This is a genomic window from Citrobacter sp. Awk 4, from assembly GCF_028069725.1.
GTDB lineage: Bacteria > Pseudomonadota > Gammaproteobacteria > Enterobacterales > Enterobacteriaceae > Citrobacter_D.
On the sequence record NZ_JANEWG010000010.1, the window covers coordinates 38088 to 53727 of the forward strand.

At 53.2% G+C, this 15640-nt stretch carries 14 protein-coding genes; 6 read left to right on the forward strand and 8 right to left on the reverse strand.

Annotated features, from left to right (window positions below; translation table 11 throughout):
• The first annotated feature begins 9 nt into the window (after positions 1–9).
• On the forward strand, positions 10–606 hold the full coding sequence (locus NNO04_RS06120; protein ID WP_271443916.1) for a 5-formyltetrahydrofolate cyclo-ligase: 597 nt from the start codon (positions 10–12) through the stop codon (positions 604–606).
• A 47-nt stretch (positions 607–653) separates the two neighbouring features.
• Here NNO04_RS06120 and serA read toward each other — a convergent pair whose 3' ends face one another.
• The gene (gene serA / locus NNO04_RS06125; protein WP_271443917.1) at positions 654–1886 is read right to left on the reverse strand and encodes a phosphoglycerate dehydrogenase; all 1233 of its coding nucleotides are present in this window, start codon (positions 1884–1886) and stop codon (positions 654–656) included.
• A gap of 267 nt (positions 1887–2153) precedes the next feature.
• Positions 2154–2813, reverse strand: coding sequence for a ribose-5-phosphate isomerase RpiA (rpiA, locus tag NNO04_RS06130; protein WP_271443918.1), 660 nt, complete (start codon positions 2811–2813; stop codon positions 2154–2156).
• 157 nt (positions 2814–2970) lie between these two features.
• Here rpiA and argP point away from each other — a divergent pair, with 157 nt between their 5' ends.
• From argP to NNO04_RS06155, 5 genes are all read left to right on the forward strand, one after another.
• Entirely contained in the window at positions 2971–3864 is an 894-nt protein-coding gene (gene argP / locus NNO04_RS06135; RefSeq protein ID WP_162380179.1) for a DNA-binding transcriptional regulator ArgP, read from the forward strand.
• Positions 3865–4058: 194 nt separating this feature from the next.
• On the forward strand, positions 4059–6203 hold the full coding sequence (scpA, locus tag NNO04_RS06140; RefSeq protein ID WP_271443919.1) for a methylmalonyl-CoA mutase: 2145 nt from the start codon (positions 4059–4061) through the stop codon (positions 6201–6203).
• A complete protein-coding gene (meaB, locus tag NNO04_RS06145; RefSeq protein ID WP_271443920.1) occupies positions 6196–7191 on the forward strand; it encodes a methylmalonyl Co-A mutase-associated GTPase MeaB in 996 nt (331 codons plus the stop codon). Before scpA ends, meaB begins: the two co-directional genes overlap by 8 nt.
• 10 nt (positions 7192–7201) lie before the next feature.
• Complete coding sequence (gene scpB, locus NNO04_RS06150) at positions 7202–7987, forward strand: methylmalonyl-CoA decarboxylase (protein ID WP_271443921.1); 786 nt, start codon at positions 7202–7204, stop codon at positions 7985–7987.
• 24 nt (positions 7988–8011) lie between these two features.
• Positions 8012–9478 carry an acetyl-CoA hydrolase/transferase family protein gene (locus NNO04_RS06155; protein WP_271443922.1) on the forward strand — a complete coding sequence of 489 codons (1467 nt, stop codon included), beginning with the start codon at positions 8012–8014 and terminating at the stop codon, positions 9476–9478.
• Here NNO04_RS06155 and srsR read toward each other — a convergent pair.
• The 6 genes from srsR to pgk form a co-directional block, all read right to left on the reverse strand.
• Positions 9475–10371, reverse strand: a complete 897-nt coding sequence (gene srsR, locus NNO04_RS06160) for a LysR family transcriptional regulator SrsR (RefSeq protein ID WP_271443923.1) — start codon at positions 10369–10371, stop codon at positions 9475–9477. The genes NNO04_RS06155 and srsR overlap by 4 nt on opposite strands.
• A 151-nt stretch (positions 10372–10522) precedes the next feature.
• Positions 10523–11269: an oxidative stress defense protein gene (locus NNO04_RS06165; RefSeq protein WP_271443924.1), complete on the reverse strand. Its 747-nt coding sequence runs from the start codon at positions 11267–11269 to the stop codon at positions 10523–10525.
• 93 nt (positions 11270–11362) lie between these two features.
• Positions 11363–11998 (reverse strand): arginine exporter ArgO, encoded by a 636-nt coding sequence (gene argO / locus NNO04_RS06170; protein ID WP_271443925.1) that lies wholly within the window; start codon positions 11996–11998, stop codon positions 11363–11365.
• A gap of 208 nt (positions 11999–12206) precedes the next feature.
• On the reverse strand, positions 12207–13067 hold the full coding sequence (mscS, locus tag NNO04_RS06175; RefSeq protein WP_271443926.1) for a small-conductance mechanosensitive channel MscS: 861 nt from the start codon (positions 13065–13067) through the stop codon (positions 12207–12209).
• A gap of 189 nt (positions 13068–13256) precedes the next feature.
• A complete protein-coding gene (fbaA, locus tag NNO04_RS06180) occupies positions 13257–14336 on the reverse strand; it encodes a class II fructose-bisphosphate aldolase (RefSeq protein ID WP_271443927.1) in 1080 nt (359 codons plus the stop codon).
• A 92-nt stretch (positions 14337–14428) separates the two neighbouring features.
• Complete coding sequence (gene pgk, locus NNO04_RS06185; protein ID WP_271443928.1) at positions 14429–15592, reverse strand: phosphoglycerate kinase; 1164 nt, start codon at positions 15590–15592, stop codon at positions 14429–14431.
• Positions 15593–15640: the final 48 nt, after the last annotated feature.

Genomic DNA, 15640 nt, shown 5'->3' on the forward strand with positions numbered 1-15640 from the left:
CCAACAGCTATGACACAACTTCCCGAACTCTCTTTATCCCGACAAGAAATCCGCCAGATAATACGTCAACGTCGACGAGCACTAACTCCCCAGCAGCAAACTGATTTCGGCCAGCACGCAGCAAACCGAATGCTTGCTTACCCACCGGTAGTAATGGCACACACTGTCGCGTTATTTCTCTCGTTCGATGGCGAACTCGACACTCAACCGCTGATAGAACAACTCTGGCGAGCCGGTAAACGTGTTTATCTCCCGGTCCTGCATCCGTTTAGCCCCGGCAATTTATTGTTTCTGCACTATCATCCTCAAAGCAAACTGGTCACCAATCGCCTGAAGATTCAGGAGCCAAAACTGGATGTGCGCGACGTATTACCCCTTGCGCAACTGGATGTGCTGGTCACGCCGTTAGTGGCGTTTGACGAAGAGGGACAGCGTCTGGGCATGGGCGGTGGATTTTATGACCGGACATTGCAGAACTGGCGGCAACACAAGATCCAACCGGTAGGCTACGCCCATGACTGTCAGTTAGTCGAAAAACTGCCAGTTGAAGAGTGGGATATTCCCTTACCGGCTGTCGTTACACCGTCGAAAGTGTGGGAGTGGTAACTCGCCCGTAAGCCCGGTAGCGCAGCGCCACCGGGCAGACAGGGAAATCAGTACAACAAACGCGCGCGAATAGTGCCAGGGAGCGCCTTCATCGCCAGCAGCGCTTTCTCCGCCACATCTTCATCGGCTTCAATATCAATGACCACGTAACCCACCTGCGCAGAGGTTTGCAGATATTGCGCCGCAATGTTGACGCCCTGTTCAGCAAAAATCTGGTTAAGCGCAGTTAATACGCCTGGACGGTTTTCGTGGATGTGCATCAGACGGCGGCCGCCGTGCAACGGCAGAGACACTTCCGGGAAGTTGACGGCAGAAAGTGTGGAGCCGTTGTCAGAATATTTCGTCAGTTTACCGGCAACTTCAAGACCGATATTCTCCTGCGCTTCCTGGGTTGAGCCACCAATGTGCGGGGTCAGGATCACGTTGTCGAACTCACACAACGGAGAGGTGAAAGGATCGCTGTTGGTTGCCGGCTCCGTCGGGAAAACGTCGATCGCGGCACCCGCCAGATGTTTGGTTGCCAGCGCATCGCACAGTGCCGGAATATCCACGACCGTCCCACGCGCGGCGTTGATCAGCAATGAACCAGGCTTCATCAACGCAATCTCTTTCGCGCCCATCATGTTTTTGGTCGAGGCGTTTTCCGGTACATGCAGACTCACCACATCGCTCATGTTCAGCAGGTCGGAGAGGTGCTGTACCTGAGTCGCATTACCCAGCGGTAATTTGTTTTCAATATCATAGAAGTAGACATGCATCCCCAGCGATTCCGCCAGAATACCCAACTGAGTACCGATATGGCCGTAACCAATGATGCCCAGTTTTTTGCCACGCGCTTCAAAAGAGCCCGATGCCAGCTTATTCCAGACGCCACGATGCGCTTTGGCGTTTGCCTCCGGGACGCCGCGAAGCAGCAGTAGCAGTTCCCCAATCACCAGTTCCGCAACAGAACGGGTATTTGAGAATGGCGCGTTAAACACGGGGATCCCCCGCTTTGATGCAGCGTTCAAGTCAACCTGGTTGGTGCCGATGCAGAAACAGCCAATCGCCACCAGTTTCTCTGCCGATTCAATCACCTCTTCTGTCAGATGAGTACGGGATCGCAGACCAATGAAGTGGGCATCACGGATCGATTCTTTCAGTTGCTCGGCATCCAGAGCGCCTTTATGGAATTCGATGTTGGTATAACCTGCTGCACGAAGGCTTTCCAGTGCCCGTTGGTGCACACCTTCAACCAGCAGAAATTTAATTTTGTCTTTCTCCAGCGATACCTTTGCCATTTCCCCGATCCTGTCTTTTTATCAATCTGATGTTGTGTGTGTGGATTTGCATCCGCCTTCAACATATCAAAAAAAACTATCACGGCAATATGAACGTTTGCGTCGCCATTCTGAGGACATATCATTCGACAAGAAATAACAGAGGAAAATGCTGAGAAGTGCCAGGAGTTTAGCGAGATCGGCAGGGCAAGATTCTAAACGTGATACATGTCACCAAATTTGCCCTACCGAAAATTTTTTAACAGGGGAAGCGGTTCCCTTGTCAGATTATTTCACGATGGTTTTCACACCGTCAGCGGTGCCAATCAGCGCAACGTCCGCACCACGGTTGGCGAACAGGCCGACAGTCACGACGCCCGGGATCGCGTTGATGGCATTTTCCATCGCGATAGGGTCGATGATTTCCATACCGTGTACGTCAAGGATCACGTTGCCGTTATCGGTCACCACGCCCTGACGATACTCCGGACGGCCACCGAGCTTCACTAACTGACGTGCAACGGCGCTACGCGCCATCGGGATCACTTCAACCGGCAGAGGGAAATTCCCCAGAATATCGACCTCTTTGGAAGCATCCGCGATGCAAATGAATTTCTTCGCCACCGAGGCAATAATCTTTTCACGGGTTAACGCCGCGCCGCCGCCTTTGATCATCTGCATGTGGCCGTTGATTTCATCCGCGCCGTCAACGTAGACACCCAGGCTGTCCACTTCGTTAAGATCAAAAACATGAATGCCAAGGCTTTTGAGTTTTTCAGTGGACGCATCCGAACTGGACACTGCGCCTTCAATCTGGCCTTTCATTGTACCCAGCGCATCAATAAAGTGCGCGGCGGTTGAGCCTGTCCCTACTCCTACAATGGTTCCGGGTTGTACATACTGAAGTGCCGCCCATCCTACTGCTTTTTTCAGTTCATCCTGCGTCATGGTCGTTTCGCCTGTGGTGTGAAATTTCAGGCGCATTATAGAACATTGACGAGAAAAATGTCCCCAACCCCATTTGCAGACGGTGGAATTCGTCTGTACCCAACTAAAATTTGTGTCATAGTGCAGAACCCCCAAAATTTAGGAGTACGTCAGAGCAATGAAACGTCCGGACTACAGAACACTACAAGCATTGGATGCGGTGATACGTGAACGAGGATTTGAGCGCGCGGCACAGAAGCTGTGCATCACGCAATCCGCCGTCTCACAACGCATAAAACAGCTTGAGAATATGTTCGGGCAGCCGCTGCTGGTACGTACCGTTCCGCCACGCCCAACCGAGCAAGGGCAAAAGCTGCTGGCGCTGCTGCGTCAGGTTGAGCTGTTGGAAGACGAATGGCTGGGAGACGAGCAAACTGGCTCCACGCCGCTGCTGCTGTCACTGGCAGTTAACGCCGACAGTCTGGCAACCTGGCTGCTGCCCGCGCTGGCCCCCGTGCTGGCTGATTCGCCTATCCGCCTGAACTTGCAGGTAGAAGACGAAACCCGTACGCAAGAACGTCTGCGCCGCGGCGAGGTGGTGGGTGCAGTGAGTATCCAGCACCAGGCGCTGCCAAGCTGTCTGGTCGATAAGCTCGGCGCGCTCGACTATCTGTTCGTGGCCTCACGTGCCTTTGCGGCACGCTATTTTCCGAACGGCGTCACCCGCTCGGCGCTGCTGAAAGCGCCCGCCGTGGCGTTTGACCATCTCGATGATATGCACCAGGCCTTCCTGCAGCAGAACTTTGACCTGCCGCCGGGTAGCGTACCGTGCCACATCGTTAACTCTTCTGAAGCCTTTGTACAGCTGGCTCGTCAGGGTACGACCTGCTGTATGATCCCCCATTTGCAGATTGAGAAAGAGTTAGACAGCGGCGAGCTGATCGACTTAACGCCCGGTCTGTTTCAACGCCGGATGCTTTACTGGCACCGTTTTGCGCCGGAGAGCCGCATGATGCGCAACGTCACTGACGCGCTGCTGGCGTACGGTCATAAAGTGCTGCGTCAGGATTAATATCCGATTGCCGGATAACAGTACGTTTATCCGGCTAACTCGCCCAAAAAAGTCTTTGAAATCCATCACAAAATAAAAAATTCCAGGCGGCAAAAAACGACGCGTCGTTGGCTATTTTTTGCTGGCGACAGAGCAGGTTAAAAAGCTCACCGTATTCGCAAGAACCCATTCCATTGCGTAATACGGAGCAACACATGTCAAATTTGCTGGACTGGCAACGGCTGGCCAATAAGGAACTCAGCCGCCAGGAAAAAACCATTGAGGATCTTGTACGCCATACGGCAGAAGGGATCGCCGTCAAGCCGTTATATACCCCCGCCGACCTCGACAACCTGGAAGTGATGGATACCCTCCCCGGCCTGCCGCCCTACGTTCGCGGCCCACGCGCCACCATGTACACGGCGCAGCCCTGGACCATTCGCCAGTACGCCGGTTTCTCCACCGCCAAAGAGTCTAACGCTTTTTACCGTCGTAACCTCGCCGCCGGACAAAAAGGGCTCTCCGTCGCGTTTGATTTAGCCACCCATCGCGGTTACGACTCTGATAATCCACGTGTAGCAGGCGATGTGGGTAAAGCCGGTGTCGCTATTGATACCGTGGAAGATATGAAAGTCCTGTTCGACCAGATCCCACTGGATAAAATGTCCGTCTCCATGACCATGAACGGCGCGGTATTGCCGGTCATGGCGTTTTATATCGTGGCCGCAGAAGAACAGGGCGTCACACCAGAACAACTTACCGGTACGATTCAAAACGATATCCTGAAAGAGTACCTGTGCCGCAACACCTATATTTATCCGCCGAAACCCTCCATGCGCATTATCGCCGACATCATTGCCTGGTGTTCGGGCAATATGCCCCGCTTTAACACCATCAGCATTAGCGGTTATCACATGGGGGAAGCTGGCGCTAACTGTGTACAGCAGGTCGCGTTCACCCTGGCGGACGGCATTGAATACATCAAGGCAGCGCTCTCTGCGGGACTGAAAATTGATGATTTTGCTCCCCGCTTATCTTTCTTCTTCGGGATCGGCATGGATCTGTTTATGAACGTCGCCATGCTGCGCGCCGCGCGTTACCTGTGGAGCGAAGCGGTCAGCAGTTTCGGGGCAACCAACCCGAAATCGCTGGCGCTGCGCACCCACTGCCAGACCTCCGGCTGGAGTCTGACCGAACAAGATCCCTATAACAATGTCATCCGCACCACCATTGAAGCGCTTGGCGCTACACTTGGCGGTACCCAGTCTCTCCATACCAATGCCTTCGACGAAGCGCTGGGACTGCCCACTGACTTTTCGGCGCGTATCGCCCGCAACACGCAAATCATCATTCAGGAAGAGTCAGAAATTTGTCGCACCGTCGATCCGCTGGCCGGCTCTTACTACGTTGAGTCGCTGACGGACCAGATAGTTAAGCAGGCGCGGGCGATCATCCAGCAAATCGATGAGGCGGGCGGCATGGCAAAGGCTATCGAAGCCGGACTGCCGAAACGGATGATCGAAGAGGCATCCGCGCGCGAACAGTCGCTGATCGATCAGGGCAAACGAGTGATCGTCGGGGTGAATAAGTACAAGCTGGAGAAAGAAGACGAAACGCCAGTGCTGGAAATTGACAACGTTAAAGTCCGCAACGAGCAAATTGCCTCACTGAAGCACATCCGCGCCACCCGCGACGACGCGGCGGTCAAATCCGCGCTGAGCGCCCTCACCCATGCCGCACAACATAATGAAAACCTGCTTGCCGCCGCAGTGATTGCCGCCCGGGCTCGCGCCACATTGGGTGAAATCTCCGACGCGCTGGAAACGACGTTCGACCGTTACCTGGTCCCCAGCCAGTGCGTCACCGGCGTGATTGCGCAAAGTTATCATCAATCCAGCAAGTCTGCCGCTGAGTTCGACGCCATCCTTGCGCAAACCGAACAGTTTCTCACCGATCATGGCCGCCGCCCACGGATCCTGATCGCCAAAATGGGTCAGGATGGTCACGATCGCGGCGCGAAAGTGATCGCCAGCGCCTATTCCGATCTCGGTTTCGACGTTGATCTCAGCCCGATGTTTTCCACACCAGAGGAGATCGCCCGTCTGGCGATTGAAAACGACGTCCACGTCGTCGGCGCATCGTCGCTGGCCGCCGGACATAAAACACTGATCCCTGAACTGGTGGCTGCGCTCAAAAACTGGGGGCGCGACGATATCTTAGTCGTGGCAGGCGGCGTGATCCCGCCTCAGGATTACGCTTTCCTGCAAGCACACGGTGTCGCGGCAATTTATGGTCCCGGCACCCCCATGCTGGAAAGCGTACGCGATGTGTTGACCCGCATTGGGCAACATCATGATTAACGATGCCACACTGGCAGAGACTATCCGGCGATTACGGCTGGGCGATCGCGCCACGCTCGCTCAGGCCATGACGCTGATAGAAAGCCGCCATCCCGGGCATCAGGCGCTGAGCACGACACTGCTCGATGCGATCATGCCGTTTACCGGGCACGCCCTGCGTCTGGGCATTACCGGTACACCTGGCGCGGGCAAGAGCACCTTTCTGGAAGCGTTCGGCATGTTGCTTATCCGCCACGGTTTGAAAGTGGCGGTTATCGCTGTCGATCCGAGCAGCCCGGTGAGCGGCGGCAGTATTCTCGGTGACAAAACCCGCATGACGGAACTGGCGCGCTCCGATGCCGCGTTTATTCGCCCGGTGCCGTCCAGCGGGCATCTGGGTGGAACCAGCCAGCGCGCTCACGAATTGATGCTGCTCTGCGAAGCGGCGGGCTTCGATGTGGTCATTGTTGAAACCGTTGGCGTGGGTCAGTCAGAAATTGAAGTCGCCCGCATGGTGGACTGCTTTGTCTCGCTGCAAATCGCCGGCGGTGGCGACGATTTGCAAGGGATCAAAAAAGGGATCATGGAGATGGCGGATCTGATCGTCATTAATAAGGATGACGGCGACAATCGCCCCAACGTCGCCATTGCCCGCCATATGTATGAATCCGCGCTGCACATTTTACGCCGCAAGTATGAAGAGTGGCAGCCACAGGTTCTGGCCTGCAGCGCGCTTGAAAAACGCGGCATTGAAGAGATCTGGCAGACCATCACCCACTTCAGAGCCGCACTTACCACCAGCGGTCGGCTAGAGCAAGTTCGCCAGCAGCAGTCGGTAGAGTGGCTGCAAAAACAGACCGAAGCATCGGTGCTGCGCCTGCTCTTTACCCGCACCGAATTTGACCGTTATTTCCATCAAATGCTGCAGGCGGTCAAAAACAATGACCTGTCACCGCGCACCGGCCTGCGTCACATCAACGAATTTCTCCAGCACCAGTATTTTGAATAAAGGAACTTTTATGTCTTATCAATATGTTAACGTTGTCATTATTCAGAAAGTTGCCGTTATAGAGTTTAACTATGCCCGTAAACTCAACGCCCTGAGTAAAGTGTTTATGGACGATTTAATGCAGGCGCTGAGCGACCTCAATCGACCGGACATTCGTTGCATTATTTTGCGCGCCCCCAGCGGGGCAAAAGTCTTCTCGGCAGGCCATGACATTCACGAGCTGCCCACTGGACGGCGCGATCCGCTCTCTTATGACGATCCGCTGCGCCAGATCACCCGCATGATCCAAAAATATCCCAAACCGGTGATCTCGATGGTCGAAGGCAGCGTCTGGGGCGGCGCGTTTGAGATGATCATGAGTTCCGATTTGATTATCGCCGCCAGCACATCGACCTTCTCAATGACCCCGGTTAATCTCGGCGTGCCGTATAACCTGGTGGGCATTCATAACCTGACGCGTGACGCCGGTTTCCATATCGTCAAAGAGCTGATTTTTACCGCTTCCCCCATTACCGCACAACGGGCGCTGGCTGTCGGCATTCTTAACCATGTGGTCGATGTCGACGAGCTGGAAGATTTCACCCTCCAGATGGCGCACCACATTTCAGAAAAAGCGCCTTTGGCGATCGCCGTCATCAAGGAAGAGCTACGCGTACTGGGTGAAGCGCACACCATGAACTCTGATGAGTTTGAGCGAATTCAGGGAATGCGCCGCGCCGTTTACGACAGCGAGGACTATCAGGAAGGGATGAACGCGTTCCTGCAAAAACGGAAACCGAATTTTGTCGGCCATTAATCGCGTCCAACGAAGGAACGCAGAATGAAACGAATGAGCGCCGATGAAGCGGCGGAGTTTATTCAGCACGATGATATGGTTGCCTTCAGCGGCTTTACCCCGGCAGGTTCGCCGAAAGCCCTGCCTGCCGCCATTGCCAGACGTGCCAGTGAAAAACATGACGCACAGCAGCCCTTTCAGATCCGTCTACTGACCGGCGCCTCTATCGGCGCGGCGGCAGATGACGCCTTGTCAGAGGCGGACGCCGTCTCCTGGCGAGCGCCCTACCAGACCTCCGCCTGCCTGCGGGAAAAAATCAATCAAGGGCAGGTTAATTTTGTTGATCTGCACCTGAGTGAAGTGGCGCAGATGGTCAATTACGGCTTCTTTGGCGACATCGACATTGCGGTGATCGAAGCCTCATCGATTGCGCCGGATGGCCGGGTTTGGCTTTCCAGCGGGATCGGCAATGCGCCAACCTGGCTGCTGCGAGCAAAAAAAGTGATCATAGAACTGAATCACTACCATAGCCCGCGAGTCTCTGAACTGGCCGATATTGTCATTCCCGGCGCGCCGCCGCGGCGAAATAGCGTTCCCATTTTCCATACGATGGATCGCGTAGGCAGCCATTGTGTGCAGATTGATCCCAAAAAGATTGTCGCCCTGGTGGACACTGAATTACCCGACGCCGGAAATATGACGATAAAAGAAAACCCGACCTGCCAGCAAATTGCCGACAACGTCGTGGCGTTCTTACTCAATGAAATCGCGAATCAGCGCATTCCACCGGAATTTCTGCCCCTGCAAAGCGGGGTTGGCAATATTAACAATGCGGTCATGGCGAGACTTGGCGAAAATCCGGAAATCCCGCCGTTTATGATGTATTCCGAAGTACTGCAAGACTCGGTGGTGCATCTGCTGGAGACGGAGAAAATTACCGGCGCCAGTGCATCCAGTCTGACCGTTTCTGCCAGCTCACTGCAGACGATTTACGACAACATGGATTTCTTCGCCAGTCGCATCGTGCTTCGCCCACAGGAGATCTCCAATAATCCGGAGATTATTCGCCGTCTTGGTGTGATTGCGCTGAATGTCGGTCTGGAGTTTGATATTTATGGTCACGCTAACTCGACGCATATTGCCGGTGTCAATCTGATGAATGGCATCGGCGGCAGCGGTGATTTTGAACGTAACGCCTATTTGTCTATCTTTATGGCCCCGTCTATTGCGAAAGACGGGAAGATTTCAACGATTGTCCCGATGTGCAGTCACGTTGATCACAGTGAACATAGCGTGAAAGTCATCATTACCGAACAAGGTATTGCTGATTTGCGCGGGTTATCTCCGCTTCAGCGCGCGCGCACGATTATCGACAACTGCGCGCATCCGCTGTACCGGGATTATTTGCACCGTTATCTGGAAAACGCCCCCGGCGGACATATCCATCACGATCTGAGTCACGCGTTTGATCTGCACCGCAACCTGATGGAAAGCGGTTCAATGCTCGGTTAATTCGCGGTACCGTCACGATCTTCGGCAATATGCTGAAGCATCGTGGCGGTATAACGATGGTTCTTCAGGGAATAGAGAAACTCACGCATATACATCGGGCTGTGCGGCGCGTCGAAATACTTGAGTTTCGCCGGATTCACCAGACGCCAGGCAAAATGCGGAATTACCGTCAAAAACTGCCCGCGCTCTACGGCGCTAATTTTCGCCATAAAACTGTAAGGCCGATAGATAATCGTGGGGCTAATGCCACACGGGCGCATATACGCATCCAGCATGGCTTCAAAATTGGCCCGGTTCTGGAAGCGCATTTGTAACCAGGGCAACTCCTGTAAGAGCTCCTGCGGTTGCCTCTCTTCATAACGTCGGGAGACCAGAAAACCCAGACGCAGCGGCGGCAAATCTGTCACGGTGAGATTGTCCAGCTGCTGGACGCGGGCAGAAACCTGCTGCGGCGACAGAATAAAATCGAGCTTTCTGTCGAACAAGTTATCAATCACCCCATTCTCGCTAAATTCAACGGCCTGTGCGGTCACGCCGTCATACTTGTCGCCGAGACTTATCAGTTGATCGAAAATAATGGTGGGATAGGTATTGTCAATGCCGATCACTATATTGCGTGAGCGACGGGCCGAGTGGTGAATTTCGTTATCGATTGCGGATAAACGCTGATAAATCGGAAAAAGTTTTTGATACAGCTCCTGCCCCGCCTTGTTCAGGCTGATGCTGTTATCTTTGCGGGTAAACAGCGTATAACCAATCTGGTCCTCCAGCGCCGAAATGCTTTTGCCAAAGGGAGAAGCCGTCATATGTATTTTTTCCGCCGCCCTGACAATATTATTGGTTTGCGCCAACAGAATGAAATTACGCATCTTCTTTGAAATAAAGATATCCATAGTCACCTCATAAAATCACCAGGGCATATCCTCATTGTGCCAAAGAAAAAGACTGGATGCGGCGTCCCATTTTTACAGTTGCTCACAGAATAAATGCGGGAAATTAAGGAAAGGATTAAAAAAACCCGGCAGTGGCGCCGGGTTCTGTAGATTACTGGGCTTTCGTGGCGGTTGCCTGTTGCTGCCCTGCGGCAGGTTCCAACTGGAATACCACATCAACTTGATCGCCAAACTGGATGGTTGGCTGCTCATAGCTTTCTTCTGCCGATACAGCTGGCGCCGCATCCGCTTTCATCATCCGTACCACCGGACTCGGCTGATAATTGGAGACGTGGTAGCGCACGCTGTAGACCGGTCCCAGTTTGCTGTTAAAACCTGCCGCCAGTTGCTGAGCCTGATGGATTGCATCATCAATCGCCGCTTTGCGCGCCTTGTCTTTATATTCTTCCGGCTGCGCAACACCCAGCGAGACGGAACGGATCTCGTTCAAACCCGCTTTCAATGCGCCATCCAACAGGGCGTTAAGCTTATCCAGTTGACGCAGGGTCACTTCAACGGTACGCACCGCACGGTAGCCTTTCAGGACACTTTTACCATTCTGATAATCGTAGTCCGGCTGCGTGCGCAGGTTGGCAGAACTGATATCTTTCTTCGCTATCTGATTTTGCTCAAGGAAGGAAAGATACTGCGCCACGCGCTCGTCCGCCTGTTTCTTGGCGGTTGCCGCATCTTTCGCCGCAACATTAACTTCAATCGCCAGCGTCGCGATATCTGGAGTCGCGTCCACACTTGCTGTACCGGAGGTCACAATGTGCGGTCCGGCAGGTAATTCATTTGCCTGTACCGAGATTGCACTGAATCCGACTAATGCCGCCAGGGCCATCATTTTGAACTTCACTGTCGCTCCTCCATGTTTCGTTAATCGCCCTGAAACTCAGGGCGCATGCAGGCAAGCTTAGCGGGTATCTGCATATTGTCTATCAGACCAGACCTAATTAAAGAGGGCATGAACGTGCGCAACACCTTCTTTTGCCAGTTGAAAAGCGATAAACCACATCACCAACCCAACCAGAATATTAATCGTGCGTTGTGCTTTGGCGGTACGCAACCTCGGCGCCAGCCAGGCGGCCAGCAGCGCCAGACCAAAGAACCACAGAAATGACGCGCTCACCGTACCGAGAGCAAACCAGCGCCTGGGTTCGACCTCCAGTTGCCCACCCAGACTCCCCAGCACCACGAAAGTATCCAGATAAACATGCGGATTCAGCCAGGTTACTGCCAGCATGGTGGCGATGATTTTCCAACGCCCCTGCTTCATCACTTCCGCGCTGGCGAGTTCCAGGTTACTGCTCATTGCCGTTTTTAACGCGCCGAAGCCATACCACAGGAGAAAAGCCACACCGCCCCAGGTGACCAGCGCCATCAGCCACGGCGACTGCATTAACAATGCACTACCGCCAAAGATCCCCGCACAGATCAGCAGCAAGTCGCTGACAGCGCAAAGTAAGGCAATCATCAGGTGATACTGCCGACGAATCCCCTGATTCATGACAAACGCATTCTGTGGGCCGAGCGGCAGTATCATGGCTGCGCCTAGCGCAAGCCCTTGAAAATAATAAGACAACACGTTAAATATCCCGAACTATTCATCTTTAATGCAGACTATAGCGCGGCAAAATCATTAGCGGAAATTGATAATTTTAATCACAGATTAGAGGAATTAATGGAAAGAGGAGAAAATCCAGGACAGCAGCGAATGCTTGATACGGGCCACGAAAGTGTGTCTTTGTCGACCTGATGGCGCAGCGCCATCAGGTCATACGCGAAGGTAAAAATTACTCTGCTACGCTCTCTTTCACGCGCTTGAAGTTGACGTCCATTTTTGGTGACGGGAAGCGAATACCCTGCGCATCAAACTCACGTTTAATGCGCTCCAGCACATCCCAATACACCTCTTGCAGATCGCTGCTGTTGCTCCAGACACGCACCACGAAATTAATCGATGACGCGCCCAGTTCATTCAGGCGTACCGTCATTTCACGGTCTTTCAGAATACGGTCTTCAGACTGAATAATATCGGTCAGGATCTTTTTCACCTGATCAATATCGGCGTCATAGGTCACGCTGATCATAAATTCGTTACGACGAACCGGCTCACGGGAAAAGTTAATAATGTTCCCGGCGATGATTTTACCGTTCGGGATCACCACGATCTTACCGTCCACGGAACGCAGGGTGGTGGAGAAAATCTGCACGTTAAGTACCGTTCCCGCAACGCCACCCAGATCCACATACTCACCCGCACGGAACGGACGGAACATTACCAGCAATACCCCAGCCGCGAGGTTAGACAACGAGCCCTGCAACGCCAGACCAACGGCTAAACCTGCGGCACCCAGTACCGCAATGACAGAGGCAGTCTGAACCCCAACGCGCCCCAGTGCCGCAATTAGCGTAAAGGCGATAATACCGTAACGTACCAGCGCAGAGAGAAAGTCAGCGACTGTCGAATCAATTTGGCGCGCGACCATCAGACGGTTCACAGTATTCGACACGATACGCGCCACGATCATCCCGACGATAATGATCGCGATAGCTGCAACGATGTTAACGGCATAACTCAGCAGTAATGCCTGGTTGCGAATCAGCCAGGTGCCTGCACCGTTAATGCTGTCGACAACATTGAGATCTTCCATTCACTATTCCTTTTTTGCTTACCCAAACGGGAAAATAAAGCCGGTCCCAAAAGACTGGCAGTCTGACAAGGGTAAACAAAAAAGACGAATTCTGCCAAATTGATCACATTTTTTGTACTGACAACATCCTGAATTCGCCATAAAAAAGGCCCGCAAAAGCGGGCCTTATGTCATACAGAATAGCTTACATTACAGAACATTAACCGCGTTCAGTTCAGTGAAAGCCTGCTCGAGACGGGTGATCATGGTTGCCTGACCAGCACGCAGCCATACGCGCGGATCGTAGTATTTCTTGTTCGGCTGATCTTCGCCTTTCGGGTTGCCCAATTGGCCCTGCAGGTAAGCTTCATTCGCTTTGTAGTAGTTCAGAACACCTTCCCAGGTCGCCCATTGGGTGTCGGTATCGATGTTCATTTTCACTACGCCGTAGCTTACGGAGTCTTTGATTTCCTGAGCAGTAGAACCGGAACCGCCGTGGAAGACGAAGTTCAGGCTGTTGTGCGGCAGGTTGTGTTTCTTAGAAACATAGTCCTGAGAATCGCGCAGGATGGTCGGAGTCAGAACCACGTTACCTGGTTTGTAGACACCGTGTACGTTACCGAAGGAAGCGGCGATGGTGAAACGCGGGCTGATTTTGCTCAGCTCGGTGTATGCGTAATCAACGTCTTCCGGCTGGGTGTACAGTGCAGAAGCGTCCATGTGGCTGTTGTCCACGCCATCTTCTTCACCACCGGTGCAACCCAGTTCGATTTCCAGGGTCATGCCGATTTTGGACATGCGCGCCAGGTATTTGGAGCAGATTTCGATGTTCTCTTCCAGAGACTCTTCAGACAGGTCGATCATGTGAGAAGAGAACAGCGGCTTGCCGGTAGCAGCAAAGTGTTTTTCACCCGCGTCCAGCAGACCGTCGATCCACGGCAGCAGTTTCTTCGCGCAGTGGTCAGTGTGCAGGATAACCGGAACACCGTAGTGTTCAGCCATCTGATGAACGTGATGCGCACCAGAGATAGCACCCAGGATTGCTGCGCCCTGAGGAATGTCAGACTTCACGCCTTTACCCGCGATGAAGGAAGCACCACCGTTAGAGAACTGAACGATAACCGGCGCTTTTACTTTTGCAGCGGTTTCCAGAACGGCGTTGATGGAGTCGGTACCGACGCAGTTAACTGCTGGCAGAGCGAAGTTGTTTTCTTTTGCTACCTGGAACACTTTCTGTACGTCATCACCAGTGATTACGCCTGGTTTTACGAAATCAAAAATTTTAGACATGTTTCGTTGTCCTGTATCGTCGGGCCTTAGAAAATGGTGCGTGCTTGCGAAGCGCGCTGAAAATTGGGCAGGTTTCCCTGCCCTTAAATGACTTACTTCTTAGCGCGCTCTTCGAGCATTGCTACTGCCGGCAGAACTTTGCCTTCCACGAATTCGAGGAACGCGCCGCCGCCAGTGGAAATGTAGGAGATCTTGTCGGAAATACCGAACAGATCGATAGCTGCCAGAGTGTCACCGCCGCCAGCGATGGAGAATGCTTCGCTGTCTGCAATGGCGTTAGCAACGATTTCAGTGCCTTTACGGAAGTTCGGGAATTCAAACACGCCCACCGGACCGTTCCACAGAATGGTTTTTGCATTCTTCAGGATTTCAGCCAGTTGCTGTGCAGAAGCATCACCGATATCCAGGATCTGCTCGTCTTCTTTAACGTCAGCAACAGATTTCAGGGTAGCAGCTGCAGATTCAGAGAACTCAGTCGCCACGCGAACGTCAGTCGGAACCGGGATGTCACAGGTGGTCAGCAGACGTTTTGCTTCATCAACCAGGTCAGCTTCGTACAGGGATTTGCCGACGTTGTGGCCTTGAGCAGCAACGAAGGTGTTCGCGATACCACCGCCAACAATCAGCTGGTCAGCGATTTTTGACAGAGAGTCCAGAACGGTCAGTTTGGTAGAAACTTTAGAACCACCGACGATAGCCACCATCGGGCGAGCCGGTTCTTTCAGGGCTTTGCCCAGCGCGTCCAGTTCAGCGGCCAGCAGCGGGCCTGCGCACGCTACGTCTGCGAATTTACCGATACCGTGAGTAGAAGCCTGTGCACGGTGTGCAGTACCGAAAGCGTCCATGACGAATACATCGCACAGTGCGGCATATTTTTTGGACAGCGCTTCGTCGTCTTTCTTCTCGCCTTTGTTGAAGCGAACGTTTTCCAGAACCACCAGCTCACCGGCAGCCACTTCAACACCGTCCAGGTAATCTTTAACCAGGCGTACTGGAGCAGACAGTTTGTCTTTCAGGTAGTTAACGACCGGCAGCAGAGAGAATTCTTCGTTGTACTCGCCTTCGGTAGGACGACCCAGGTGGGAAGTGACCATCACTTTTGCACCCTGCTTCAGGGCCAGTTCGATGGTTGGCAGGGAAGCACGGATACGCGCGTCGCTGGTTACTTTCCCTTCTTTAACTGGTACGTTCAGATCCGCACGGATAAAAACACGTTTACCAGCAAGATCCAGATCGGTCATCTTAATTACAGACATGGTGAATCCTCTCGTTGATTCTTAAAGTTTTGCAAGCGCTCACGCGCC

What these genes read in the sequence shown, in the direction of transcription:
- NNO04_RS06120 (WP_271443916.1), top strand. Translation starts at nt 10, where the DNA reads ATGACACAACTTCCCGAACTCTCTTTATCCCGACAAGAAATCCGCCAG.
- serA (WP_271443917.1), bottom strand. Translation starts at nt 1,886, where the DNA reads ATGGCAAAGGTATCGCTGGAGAAAGACAAAATTAAATTTCTGCTGGTT.
- rpiA (WP_271443918.1), bottom strand. Translation starts at nt 2,813, where the DNA reads ATGACGCAGGATGAACTGAAAAAAGCAGTAGGATGGGCGGCACTTCAG.
- argP (WP_162380179.1), top strand. Translation starts at nt 2,971, where the DNA reads ATGAAACGTCCGGACTACAGAACACTACAAGCATTGGATGCGGTGATA.
- scpA (WP_271443919.1), top strand. Translation starts at nt 4,059, where the DNA reads ATGTCAAATTTGCTGGACTGGCAACGGCTGGCCAATAAGGAACTCAGC.
- meaB (WP_271443920.1), top strand. Translation starts at nt 6,196, where the DNA reads ATGATTAACGATGCCACACTGGCAGAGACTATCCGGCGATTACGGCTG.
- scpB (WP_271443921.1), top strand. Translation starts at nt 7,202, where the DNA reads ATGTCTTATCAATATGTTAACGTTGTCATTATTCAGAAAGTTGCCGTT.
- NNO04_RS06155 (WP_271443922.1), top strand. Translation starts at nt 8,012, where the DNA reads ATGAAACGAATGAGCGCCGATGAAGCGGCGGAGTTTATTCAGCACGAT.
- srsR (WP_271443923.1), bottom strand. Translation starts at nt 10,371, where the DNA reads ATGGATATCTTTATTTCAAAGAAGATGCGTAATTTCATTCTGTTGGCG.
- mscS (WP_271443926.1), bottom strand. Translation starts at nt 13,067, where the DNA reads ATGGAAGATCTCAATGTTGTCGACAGCATTAACGGTGCAGGCACCTGG.
- fbaA (WP_271443927.1), bottom strand. Translation starts at nt 14,336, where the DNA reads ATGTCTAAAATTTTTGATTTCGTAAAACCAGGCGTAATCACTGGTGAT.
- pgk (WP_271443928.1), bottom strand. Translation starts at nt 15,592, where the DNA reads ATGTCTGTAATTAAGATGACCGATCTGGATCTTGCTGGTAAACGTGTT.